This is a genomic window from Citrobacter sp. B72 (assembly GCF_016894305.1).
GTDB classification, from domain to species: domain Bacteria; phylum Pseudomonadota; class Gammaproteobacteria; order Enterobacterales; family Enterobacteriaceae; genus Citrobacter; species Citrobacter portucalensis.
In genome coordinates this window covers 62196-74409 of sequence record NZ_CP069803.1, presented here as the reverse complement: position 1 = coordinate 74409, position 12214 = coordinate 62196, and the positions used below count along the sequence as shown (strand labels likewise).

Genomic DNA, 12214 nt, shown 5'->3' with positions numbered 1-12214 from the left:
CGGGGATTCCCACTTCAACGAGCCGAACCTAAGCCGCGTGATGCGGTTCAGGATTTACAGGCTCTCCATGGGCTAACACTGCCAGCCCGGCAGCTTTTATATTACGGGCCGCGTTGATATCACGATCATGGTCTGCCCCGCATTCAGGACAGAGCCACTGACGAATATCAAGAGGCATGTTTTTCATGGTAAAGCCGCAACAGCTACAACGTCTGGAAGAAGGGAAATACTGGTCGATAGCGACAACGCTACGCCCTGCCCATTCCCCTTTGTACTGTAGCTGGCGAACAAGTTCGCTCCAGCTTGCGTCAGCTATCGCTTTTGACAGCTTTGGGTTGCGGATCATGTTTTTCACCTTAAGGGATTCGACGCAAACAACTTGGTTTTCGTTAATCAGTTTGCGGGACAACTTATGCAGGTTATCCATCCGGCAATCGGACATTTTCGCGTGGAGTTTGGCGACCTTTAAGCGGGCTTTGGCACGATTCTTTGAGCCTTTTTTCTTCCTGCTTAACATGCGTTGCTGCAAAGCCAGTCGCTTCGCATATTTAGCCGTGTGGCGTGGATTGCTGGTTTTGAATCCGCTGTCGGTGACGAACAAATCTTTTAAACCAACATCAATGCCGACCGTGGAAACGGTAATCGGCAGTGATACAGGTTCAAACTCGCAAAGACAGGATACGAAATATCGTCCGGCGGCATCTTTGGTGATAGTGACAGTGGATGGCGCAGACGGCAACTGACGGCTCCAGCGCACATATAACGGCGCCTTGCTCTTTGCCATGTACAACTTGCCGTCACGATATTTAAACGCGCTCGCAGTGAACTCAACCGCCTGCTTGTGGCGTTTGCTTTTGAAGGCTGGATATGCGGCTCGTCCGGCGAAGAAGTTAGCAAAGGCCATTTGTTGGTGGCGTAGCGCCTGTTGCATGGGTACGCAGGAAACGTTATTCAGCCAGGCGAATTCTGGCTCTTTTTTCAGTGCAGTTAATCGCGCGCTGGCTTGTATATAGCCGATCTTTTCCTTTCGCTCGTAGTACGCATCCGTGCGCCAGCGGAGGATGCTGTTATAGACAAAACGTACACAGCCAAACGTCTGAGCTAAAAGCTCAGTCTGCTCTGGTGTCGGGTAAAACCGGTATTTATAGGCGCGTTTCATCGTTTCACATACTAAAGAGGACAATTTGATTATGCAAAAGGCAGTTAGCCGGAAAACCGCTTCCTTTCCTCCCCGGCCTAAAGGCCGGGGTTTCCCGGAGGCATTCTGATGAATAATACGCCCGTAAATCAGGCGCTAATGAAGCGCAATGCCTGGAATTCCCCTGTTCTTGAGCTTATGCGCGACCACCTGCTGTATGCCGGAATTATGGCTGGAAGTGTGGTGGCGAGTTTTATCTGGCCACTCGCCATACCGCTCTTTCTTTTGCTGGCCATAGTGGCCAGCATCAGCTTCGGTACCCACCGCTGGCGCATGCCGATGCGAATGCCAGTCCACCTCAATAAAGTAGATCCGTCTGAAGACAGGAAGGTACGACGCAGTTTTTTCAGAGCATTTCCCTCACTGTTTCAGTACGAAACAACGCAGGAAAGCAAAGGTAAGGGGATATTCTACATTGGCTATAAGCGAATGAATGATATCGGACGCGAGCTGTGGCTCACCCTTGACGATCTGACCCGCCATGTAATGTTCTTTGCCTCGACCGGTGGCGGGAAAACCGAAACCATCTATGCGTGGATGCTCAATTCATTTTGCTGGGGACGGGGATTCACCTTTGTTGACGGCAAGGCGCAGAACGACACTGCACGTACCTGCTACTATCTGGCTCGCCGCTTTGGGCGTGAGGACGATGTGGAGTACATCAACTTCATGAACAGCGGCATGTCCCGCAGTGAGATGATCCAGAACGGAGATAAAAGTCGGCCACAGTCTCACCAGTGGAACCCCTTCTGCTACAGCACTGAGGCCTTTGTGGCTGAGACGATGCAATCAATGCTGCCGACCAACGTACAGGGTGGAGAATGGCAGTCCAGAGCTATTGCAATGAACAAGGCGCTGGTCTTTGGCACAAAGTTTTACTGTGTCCGTGAAAACAAAACCATGTCATTGCAGTTGCTCCGCGAGTTTATGCCGCTGGAGAAACTGGCCGGGCTTTACTGCCGTGCCGTGGATGATCAGTGGCCAGAAGAAGCTGTCTCTCCGCTCTATAATTATCTGGTAGACGTACCGGGTTTCGATATGGCCACCGTGCGGCAGCCTTCAGCCTGGACAGAAGAGCCGCGCAAGCAGCACAGCTACCTGACGGGCCAGTTTCTGGAAACCTTCAACACATTCACAGAAACGTTCGGCAATATCTTCGCTGAGGATGCCGGCGACATCGATATTCGTGACAGTATTCACAGCGACCGCATACTCCTGGTGTTGATCCCGGCCATGAACACGTCGCAGCACACAACCTCTGCACTGGGGAGAATGTTTGTTACCCAGCAGAGCATGATCCTGGCCCGGGACCTTGGACACAAGCTGGAGGGACTGGACTCAGAAGCGCTTGAAATCACCAAATACAAAGGCAAATTCCCCTACATGAATTATCTCGATGAGGTGGGAGCCTACTACACTGAGCGAATAGCCGTTCAGGCTACACAGGTACGCTCTCTTGAGTTTGCACTTGTAATGATGAGTCAGGACCAGGAGCGCATTGAAAATCAGACCTCAGCGGCCAACGTCGCAACCCTTATGCAGAACGCAGGCACCAAAGTCGCCGGAAAAATCGTGAGTGATGATAAAACGGCAAGAACAATCAGTAATGCTGCAGGGCAGGAAGCCCGGGCGAATATGGTCAGCCTGCAGCGGCAAGACGGTCTCATTGGCACTTCCTGGATCGATGGTGACCACATCAATATCCAGATGGAGAACAAAATCAATGTGCAGGACCTGATTAAGCTACAACCCGGTGAGAACTACACAGTGTTTCAAGGTGATCCAGTTCCAGGAGCATCTTTCTACATCGAACCTCAGGATAAAACATGCAATGCCCCCGTCATTATCAATAGATATATCACGATTAACCCACCGAATCTTAAGCAACTGCGCAAACTTGTCCCACGAACAGCACAGCGCCGTCTGCCGGCAGCGGAGAACGTCAGCAAAATCATTGGTGTACTTACAGAAAAACCCTCGCGCCGGCGTAAAGCGGCCAGAACTGAACCCTGGAAGATAATCGATACCTTCCAGCAGCGGCTGGCCAATCGGCAGGAAGCACACAATCTGATGACAGAATATGACATGGACCACGGAGGACGGGAAGAAAACCTCTGGGCAGAAGCGCTGGAGATCATCAGAACAACCACTATGGCGGAACGAACAATCCGGTACATCACACTCAATAAACCTGAGTCAGAATCGACGGAAGTAAACGCTGAAGAAATTCAGCTGGCGCCGGATGCAATATTGAGGAACCTGACACTTCCACAACCTGCCTATGTTCCTCCTGCCCGGCACAGAAACGAGCCATTCTTCTCCCCAAAACAGACAAGTTCACCACAGCCAGATATGGAATGGCCAGAGTGACAGTTCAAAAATTTGTCGGGTTTTAGGAACAACTGCCGATAATCAAAATGATATAGCACGAAAGGAAATGAAATGAAGAAACTAATTTTTGCCGCACTCTTTGGTTTTTCAGCCGTTGCCGCTGCAGCGCCCCAACCTGTTGTAGACGCCAATGCCGTGGCGCAGTTGACTGAAATCCGTAACATCCTCCTCACGAACCAGCAGAAGGCGTACGCCTGCTCCGATGGCGAGAAGCTTTATACCGTCGGTTTGCAGATTAAACATGATGGTTCTGAATACAAATGTGTTTTAAAGAATGACCACGCGGAATGGGAAGTAGTTCCACGCATTGCATTTAACTAAAAAAGGCCGCGAAAGCGGCCTTTTTTGTTTTTATAGTTCTGCTTTGGAGGTAGCTGAGTCAAAATTCAGTGCTTTCGAATACGACCGTTGCTCATCCTTAGCGATCTTGCTCGTTTCTTCCATATCAAAGTCCGGATATTTTGTTTTAACCGCTTTGCACAGGTCTTTCAGGTGCCCTTCTGCTTCACATACTGCGTTCCGGAAATCATCATGAGCAGCCTTTGCCAACGGATCAGTATGTACATTGTGCTGATGGCCGAACTTCTGCAGATGAGGGTTATTGGTTTCAACGAAGTACCATGCATAAGAAAATGCCCGCGAGCATGACTTGTAAAATAGCTCTACAGACTTCCTGATTTCTTTGTCATGAAGATGGAACTGAGTAGCCTGAATATAACCCTCAACACCGTAGTGGTAATGAAGTGCCGGAATATATACCCACGTTATTTTTCCGTGATGGAAAAACCAGTCATAAGTAGGCAAGTGCATCTGGCTGAATAACTCATAAAGAGTATTTTTATCTTCCTTGTCTTCTGCAGTCATCTTCTTTTTTGATGGCCAGCGATCCAGTGTTTCGTTCGCTATCAAACAGAGCAGACCCAGCCCCAGACATACCCATCCACTCGTGCTCGTATCTGGTATATTAATGCTTGCGTACCTGGATAAAAATGCGTTCACATAGGGGACCCAAAGTGGCCCTGACAACATCGATATACCGGCAGCTATCAGCGCCCTGGTGACCCACTTACGTAGTTCTGGAAAAAAAACGCGAAATATTTTCCAGAAAAATTGCTCATCAATTTTCAAATCATATTTCCTGGACATACCCTATGCCGCGGTGGAGGCCACAGTGTATTCGTGAAGAAAAAGCTAAGACAAGGCACAGAAACCCTTGCAGGCGACGTTAAAAAGTATTGGAGTAGCTATAACCCTCACTCATTTCTCAAGAGGTCGACATAATCCTTATAGACATAGCTTTTCCCGCGAGCTCTGCCAGTCGTTTCAACAAGAATGCCTGTAGCTTCGAGTACCTTGATCGCAGTACTGGCAGTAGGAAACGTTACCGCAAGTTCAGACTGAGCACGTTCGACAGTTAATCTTGGCATAACTGGCAGTAACTCAAAAAGACGCATGGTTTGCAAGGACGTCGAGGTGTTCGCAAGTAGCATCTTTCGATGCATGGCGATGAGAGAAGCTATCTGAATAATACTCCGTTGAGCCTCCTCAGCAGCTATCTCCACCCCTTCCAGGAAGAACGATACCCATTGCTCCCAGTTCCCATAGCTCCGTATCTCTGACAGACACCGGTAATATTCTTCCTGATGGCTTTTCAGGTACCCGGAAACATATAAAAGAGGTTCGGGCAGGACACCCCATTCTTCCAGCAGGATTGCAATAAGCAGTCGGCCAATGCGTCCATTACCGTCCAGAAAGGGGTGAATAGTTTCGAATTGCGCATGCACCAGGGCAATCTTAACGAGTGGAGGTAACGTCTGATTTTGGTCGTGAATAAACAGCTCCAGATCAGACAAGAGGTTCGTGACTTCTTCCGGGGGAGGAGGAACATAGACCGCATTACCAGGACGAGTTCCGCCTATCCAGTTCTGGCTGGTTCTGATGTTGCCGGGTTGTTTATTAGCGCCACGAATACCATTGAGAAGAACCTTATGCGCTTCCGTAATCAACCGCACCGATACAGGAAGACCTTCAGGTGAGTTAATTTGTTCCCGGACATACCGGAATGCCTGCAGATATTGTGTAACTTCTTCAACATCATCCGCATTGGCAACGGATAAACCTGCTTCGTCATCAAAAACGTCTGTCAGGGTAGCTTGGGTACCTTCCAGCTGGGAAGTTAGCAATGCCTCGCGGCGCAAGGCGCTGTAAATGAGCCACTCTCCGGAGGCAACGAGACCAGACATACCTGAAAGCCTGGCCAGGGCAAGTTCAGCTCGTGTATTTTGTTCTTGCCATACATGGGGATCCAGTTCTGGTTTCGTTGGTGGCAGAGGAAATGGCACAAAGGCATGAACAGCCTCATTGTGGCTTTGGGTGGTTTTGTAGTGGCCTGTTACTCGATTCATTAAAGCTCCTTTTAATAAGCTAGATAGTTATTAAAACATCCTTTAATAACAATATCACTAGTTAAAAAAAGCTTTAATACAGAGGCTGACTCTGTTTATCTTGGCGTCGGTGGTTCCCAGGTATTCTGATGTGAAGCTTGAGCATCCGGAGCATAACTGCTTTGATTCAACACATTTGTGAATTGTTGCTCATGCTCAACACGTAGCTGGTCTACATCCGGCCGTGCGATATGGTATTCAGCTTCATCGCGGTGGTTCACATTGTGCCATGCCACCATTTTGGCAAATGCTGTATTGAACTGTTCATCATTCCCTTCTGGTGCCATCGCGACGGTCGGAGAACGACTGAAGAGAACCGGTGCGACTTTGACCATATCCCGCTTCAGCGAATCGTAATCGCCGGTGTTTCTGAAAATAACCCTGTCGCCATAGTCAGTGCAAATGTGACGACCTGTCTCCGGATCCCGGAACTGGACGCGACCATTTTTCTTCAGTGAAGCCTGTAGGCCAGGTACACCGGAATACATCGGCGTACCACCAGGTTCACAGATAACAACACATCTGCTGTCTGTAGTGGATTTCACTGCATTACCACGACGATCCTTGTAATCCCATCCCCTTAGCTGTGATATCGCAGCCTTGTCACCTTTCACCGCTTCAGCTTCAACCCACTGCCGGTAAGACGGCGGATACCATGTTCCCTGTCCGATGAGTTCAGCGCGTTCAGCTTTCATAGCTTCTTTCAGTGTAATCAGAGCCTGCATACGCTGCAGTTCTACAATATGGTAATACAGCTTTCTCACCAGAGGGTCTCGATGTTCGATACGGATGCGCGCTTTACGCATCCGGCATTCATCATGTATAGCCTGGTAGCGCTCACGACCACGCAAATCCGGACGCTGCCAGTTAGCCCGCCAGGCTGCATAACGGGCTTTCAGATCTTCTCTTGCAGCTGCGCGCGCTTCACGGCGCTGGCGACGCAATTCAGGGTCACGTTTCATACCAGGAATATCGCGATCGCTCACGGCCAGTTCCGGATTGTAACGGCTTACCGGCTTAACACGTTCAAAGATGTCTGCCGGCACTGGAACAAATGAACCAGCATGAGGTTCCGCACGCGCAAGTGTAAGATCCGGATGAACATGACTTGCCTTAACAGGAGTCTGTTCGCGATTATAGGCATCCATCACAACCAGCCCCTGCTGCTCACGAACTAACAACAACCCTTGTTTCGCAAACTGTTCATGACAGCGTTCCCAGGAAAAGTGTTTACTGCTTATAAGCGTTTCAATCTCCTGACGGCAGTGCGAAACAGCATAGCCCCAGAGGCTTTCCTTATCGGAGAAAATCTCGCGTTTCAGGGCTCCCTGTGGACCCGATCCTGTACGCAATTTTCGCCATTCCCGATCGGAAACTGGAGTTGCTTCCAGACCGCCACCAGTGAACTGTTCTGCAGGAGGAACCTGCTGGAAAATGTCTTTTGGTACCGGCTTCCAGCCACCTTTATACGAGTCCAGGACCGCTTTCGTTAGCGCAGGCCATACCCGTTCTGCCCTGACTGGTGTGCGCGTTGGATCATATCCATCACAGATAACCAGTCGATCATGTTGTTCTTTAAGATACAAACCCGACTTTGCGAGGAGTGTATGTACCGACTGTATAGTTCGTTGCGACGGGTCCTGATCAAGTGCAATCAGCGGTGCGCGTAAACGTGCGGTCGCATAGTCAGTTAAGGTATCTTTCTCTGTCATTCGTTCAGGACGCGACGGCACTGTAATTTTCTCAGGTTCGTAACGGCCAACAGCCTGGACTTGCGAAAAGATATCCTGTGCAGGAGGAGTAAACTCACCCAGTTTACGAATAAGTTTTTCGGTATCGAAAGCGTGACCAAATGCCGAAAGCGTTACGCCAGGACGCTCACTGTCCCAGCCATCCTTCACTTTCAACTCGCCGTTATCCGCTGACAGGAACAAACCTTCTTTAGCAAAACGCTGATGGAGAGAAGACCAGTCAGTCACAGGTGCTTCCCGTAAACCGGCTATAGCAGTGTCAGCGATGTATTCTCTCAGGCTCTGAATACGACCACGCTTCCAGGCACTTTGACGATCACGTTCAATCGAAGTACGACGAACAATACGATTGTCAGGTGCAATCACATAGCACCCATTATCGGGCGAAAAACCATGCTTAAGCTCCAGCTCACGGCAGGCCTTACTCAGTTTTTCCTGGCTGTAAGCGAGACGGTTGAGATAACCGGTCTCCGGATGTACACGGTTTACAGCAATGTGGACGTGCAGGTTATCTGTGTCAGTGTGAACGGCAGCGACAAACTGATGTCCGGTTAAGCCGAGGCGGGAAAGTGTGTGACTGACCGAATCATAAATCTGTTCAGGGCGTGGGCTTTCATGAGATTGCCAGCTCAGAATATAGTGAAATACAGGGTCGCTTTTGTTGTGGGCGAACTTAGCTTTTCGGGCGGAGAACTCCATCTCTTCGGCTGCACTTTCAATGGATGTGCAATTGTGAAAACAGGTCACACCATAAAAATTTACCCACTCCCCGCCGTCTGGCATAACGTCAACCAGTGAGATAAACGACTCATCGCGCAGTTTAGTCGCGTAATCAACAAGACGAGTAAACCTACTACGGTGCGGCATTTCTGGTTTTGTTCCGGAAGCTTTAACAGCTTCCATCAAATCATCATCGCGCGGTTCATCACGAACTGAAACGTAAGACACCAGATCCCCAAAGGAGGACTTGCCGTCTTGTCGTTTAGGTGGAATAACCGCGATCATGATGTTCTGATTCTCTCCGTACTAGTCGTTGCTCATAAGTTTTTTTCTGAGCGTGGTGGACAGTTCTGATATTGCTACAAGGACCGTGGAGTATTCTTTATCCCCGACTCTTTTCCCTTCAACAAACAGATGCTTTTGCAGTCTTCCCAGCCTCAATAACTCAGTCATAAAGCTGTCGTCGATGAGTGAAATGACCTTTCTGTTCATCGCAGCGTTACGAATGTAAGCCGATACGCTTTGCCCAACCTCTTCCGCTTTCCCTTCAATTTCTTCGATTTCATCAGGGGTAAACCTCAGAGTCTTGATAACGGTTTTTTGCCGTTTATCACTTCCTCTTCGGGATACTTTGTTGCTCATGTGTGCTCCTTACTCGGGTGTCGGGGCGGAGCCCTGACCAGGTGGCATTTGTAATATCGTGCGTGCGCGGTATTACAAATGCACATCCTGTCCCGTTTTTTCGGCCATTATACGCTTCGCTGGCTGTTTCGCCTAGTGGCGATTTGACGGCATCGGCAGTGCGAGACACTGCCACTTTTCATTTGGCAATGGTATGATTTACATGAAAATCATAGCGGCAATATGTGAAAGGAATAATTTGATATGGCAGATAAAAAATGGTTCACAACGGAAGACGTTGAAATGGCAAAAATGACGTTAGATTCTCTACCTGATTTAACCGAGAAACGTCTTACCAAATCCGACGTATTGAATAAACTGCAAGACCAGATAATTTTGCTTTCTGGTCATAAAGGCTATTCTGTAGATGATATCCGTTCGGCTTTAGAGGGTGTGGGTATCCAAACAAGTGTTAAAGCTATTCGTGAAATATTAAGTAAGCAGAAAAAAACAACAAAAGGGGCAGGTTTATCTCGTAACAGAACGAATAAAAATTCTAATCAAACTCCAGTGAATAAAGAAAGTTAAGAATTTTTACGGAGAGCAACTGGAACCTGATGAGAGGCATTATTTTACCACGATAGTGGTTAGATAATTCCGAACTGTGTAATTAGTTTAAAACTGATTCAATACCTGTGTTTGTCACGTATAGCACCATAATTAGCGGGAGTTTCCTCCCGCATTGCATCATTCATGACTTCAACTTTTGCATCATTTCAGCCATTCCCCACAATGCACGGTTCAGTTTTACATCCCCATCAATTCCAGTCACTGCACGCGTACGCTGTCTCTTTCCTTGCGCTGTTTTTCCCAGTAAACCACCCTTTGTCATATTCTCCTGAACACGCTGATACGTCGTCCAAAGATCATTAGATTTATCTTCATTTCGGCGAACATTGAGCAAATCGAATGGTGCCAGAGGTATGTGCTTTCCTTCTGAGTTTTCATCATAACGCCAGCCCAGAGCGGTCTGTGCAAAAATTTCCTGCTCCTCGCGTGTCAGCGCGGTGTCTTTCATTATTTCTCGTGACTCTGTTATTTCGTCAAAAATTCCCAGAACCTCGTATGCGCCTTCTATAACTTGCTCTACTACATCGCCTTTGTGCGGGACACGTATCTCACCGAACGTCTGCCCGCAAATCATCCCGTTGGTGCAGACGAAGCGGAACATTCCCGGAATCATCTGATAACTGCTGCTACCATCGTGGCTATTCAAAAGAATTATTTCCGGAACCTCTTTACCTGCAATTTGCCCGGCACGACGCAAACGCATCATATGTTTGGTGTGACCACGTTTTCCTTCATCACGAGTGCGTGTCTGGCAAGCAAAGAACGGGAGGAAACCTTCTTCGCGCAATTTTTCCAGAACGGTAATCGTTGGAATGTACGTGTAGCGTTCGCTACGTGAATCATGTTTGTCCTCGGAGAAAATACTCGGAACAACATGCATCAGTTCATCGTTCGTCAGTGGACGCTCGCGACGGATGGCATTCATTGATGCAAAACGAGATGCTAAACGGGCCATAGTGATTCTCCTCATGATGATAAAAAATTGCTTCTGCCGTCGCCTTTTTGATGATGATTCACCATCGCGGGAGGCCGTTCCCGTGATAAAGCGAACGGCCTGACCTGCAAGGAGGAGATGCAAGGGTGCAGCAGGAAGCCGCAGCGCAAGCGACCAGAGGGAGTGCGAACGGGTGAGTGATGTCCCCTTGCATAGACTCCGGGTCGGGCCAGAGTCTTTCACGGGTAAGGCAGCACGCGGTGAGCAAAGTACTCAAAAGGTGAAGCTGGAATTAAGCCAGCGGGCGAAGCCCGTTTCCTTTCTGGGGCCGGAAGCGGCCCCAGTCAGGGCGGCGCTGACGGAACGGCAGCTGCAAGCCCGTGCGCCGGAGGTGGGGAATTATGCCCGGCTCTTCCGGGCGAATACTTACCATTCAAAAACAGGTGCGCCTTCCACATGATCGCCCACGGCAGAGAAGTGGATCATGCTGACATCGGCCTGACGAATTGCGCAAAAGATGAATGCACGTGTGGTTCTCGAAATACCCATTTTTTTCAGTCTGTGTAACGGGTTAGTAACGGCATCGAGCCGAATCAGGTAGCCCACTCCGGTATTCATTAACCACCCGCTGTCTTCATCCCAGAACACGATGTTGTCGAGAATATTATGATCTTCCAGTGTGATGTGATTGATGCAACACTCCAGGACAGGGCGCATCATCATGCGTGAAAGCACAACACGAGGTCCCCATTTCAGAGAGTCGGTAACATCGTTCCATGACCACTCTTCATCATCAGGAACGGGAAGCGTCAGCAACCTGAAAGGTACACCAATTTTTTCTGCAAGAATTTCTCCCATTCCGATAACAGGATCATCACGTTCATTAAGGTCACAGCACGCAATAAATTCACCGTTCAGGTAAATGGCTTCCTCGCCGTTATCAAGCTGAATAGCTGTTACGCCACGTGGCGCATTTTGTAGATAATATTTTGTCATTGGTTATTCTCCGCTATGGCGCTCAAAAGCCGCCCCGTTGCGGGGCGGCGGCTGTCAGATGTAGCCCAACTCGGCGTTCACGGTAGTCATGAACTGCTGCCAGTATTCAAATCGCAGCGCAGGTACATGCGCGCGGCGGCCACTCTTCAGAGCGTTTACAAACGCCTTCGCCTGTGCGACTATTTGCGGGTCGAAAATCATAGTTAACTCCTTTGGTTTAGATGAGGACCAGTTGCATCTGGTCTGGAAGAAGCAGAGTTCGCGCTCTGCTTTTTTATTGCCTGTGATCCGGCAATCCTTTCTGCGTCGATGACGCAAGCCTTCAGTTGTTCCCCCCCGGCTCCTTCTGCCGTCTCTTTTTTCTTCGGCTTCCGGGCCAGAACGAAACGCCCTCATTGCGCAGACGATTCGGCAGCGCCCGAAAGAGGCTGCAAGGGTTAAGGACTTATTTTTTCTGCGTCACACCGGAAAAAATCAGGCCTTAAGCAGCTCTGCTGCGACCCTTTCAGACGCTTACGGGAGATGCCAG

General features: G+C 49.1%; 11 protein-coding genes. 3 read left to right on the top strand and 8 right to left on the bottom strand.

The features are described from left to right. Nucleotides 1-28 precede the first annotated feature (28 nt). Nucleotides 29-1159 carry an RNA-guided endonuclease InsQ/TnpB family protein gene (locus tag JQN59_RS26075; RefSeq protein WP_145996428.1) on the bottom strand — a complete coding sequence of 377 codons (1131 nt, stop codon included), beginning with the start codon at nt 1157-1159 and terminating at the stop codon, nt 29-31. A gap of 108 nt (nt 1160-1267) precedes the next feature. Between JQN59_RS26075 and trbC the strand changes: the two genes are divergently transcribed. Together trbC and JQN59_RS26065 are read left to right on the top strand one after the other, a co-directional pair. Beyond that, nucleotides 1268-3568: an F-type conjugative transfer protein TrbC gene (trbC, locus tag JQN59_RS26070; RefSeq protein ID WP_069325145.1), complete on the top strand. Its 2301-nt coding sequence runs from the start codon at nt 1268-1270 to the stop codon at nt 3566-3568. A gap of 72 nt (nt 3569-3640) precedes the next feature. Then, on the top strand, nt 3641-3910 hold the full coding sequence (locus JQN59_RS26065; RefSeq protein ID WP_048227650.1) for a hypothetical protein: 270 nt from the start codon (nt 3641-3643) through the stop codon (nt 3908-3910). Nucleotides 3911-3940: 30 nt separating this feature from the next. Here the strand turns inward: JQN59_RS26065 and JQN59_RS26060 are convergent, their stop codons facing one another. The 4 genes from JQN59_RS26060 to mobA form a co-directional block, all read right to left on the bottom strand. Continuing rightward, nucleotides 3941-4717 (bottom strand): hypothetical protein, encoded by a 777-nt coding sequence (locus JQN59_RS26060; RefSeq protein WP_121572319.1) that lies wholly within the window; start codon nt 4715-4717, stop codon nt 3941-3943. A 125-nt stretch (nt 4718-4842) separates the two neighbouring features. Continuing rightward, nucleotides 4843-5994, bottom strand: coding sequence for a Fic family protein (locus JQN59_RS26055; protein ID WP_048227653.1), 1152 nt, complete (start codon nt 5992-5994; stop codon nt 4843-4845). Nucleotides 5995-6089: 95 nt separating this feature from the next. Continuing rightward, on the bottom strand, nt 6090-8789 hold the full coding sequence (locus JQN59_RS26050; protein ID WP_099530120.1) for a relaxase/mobilization nuclease domain-containing protein: 2700 nt from the start codon (nt 8787-8789) through the stop codon (nt 6090-6092). 21 nt (nt 8790-8810) lie between these two features. Beyond that, nucleotides 8811-9146, bottom strand: coding sequence for a plasmid mobilization protein MobA (mobA, locus tag JQN59_RS26045; RefSeq protein WP_099530123.1), 336 nt, complete (start codon nt 9144-9146; stop codon nt 8811-8813). Between the two features lie 243 nt (nt 9147-9389). On the opposite strand from mobA, the gene JQN59_RS26040 reads away from it, so the two are divergent. After that, the gene (locus JQN59_RS26040) at nt 9390-9713 is read left to right on the top strand and encodes a molybdopterin-guanine dinucleotide biosynthesis protein MobC (RefSeq protein ID WP_180956651.1); all 324 of its coding nucleotides are present in this window, start codon (nt 9390-9392) and stop codon (nt 9711-9713) included. Nucleotides 9714-9876: 163 nt separating this feature from the next. Here JQN59_RS26040 and JQN59_RS26035 read toward each other — a convergent pair whose 3' ends face one another. The 3 genes from JQN59_RS26035 to JQN59_RS26025 form a co-directional block, all read right to left on the bottom strand. Next, nucleotides 9877-10710 (bottom strand): DUF932 domain-containing protein, encoded by an 834-nt coding sequence (locus tag JQN59_RS26035; protein ID WP_204528232.1) that lies wholly within the window; start codon nt 10708-10710, stop codon nt 9877-9879. Between the two features lie 405 nt (nt 10711-11115). After that, nucleotides 11116-11685, bottom strand: a complete 570-nt coding sequence (locus JQN59_RS26030) for a DUF5983 family protein (RefSeq protein WP_053069312.1) — start codon at nt 11683-11685, stop codon at nt 11116-11118. A 54-nt stretch (nt 11686-11739) separates the two neighbouring features. Further along, nucleotides 11740-11886, bottom strand: coding sequence for a hypothetical protein (locus JQN59_RS26025; protein WP_048227658.1), 147 nt, complete (start codon nt 11884-11886; stop codon nt 11740-11742). Nucleotides 11887-12214: the final 328 nt, after the last annotated feature.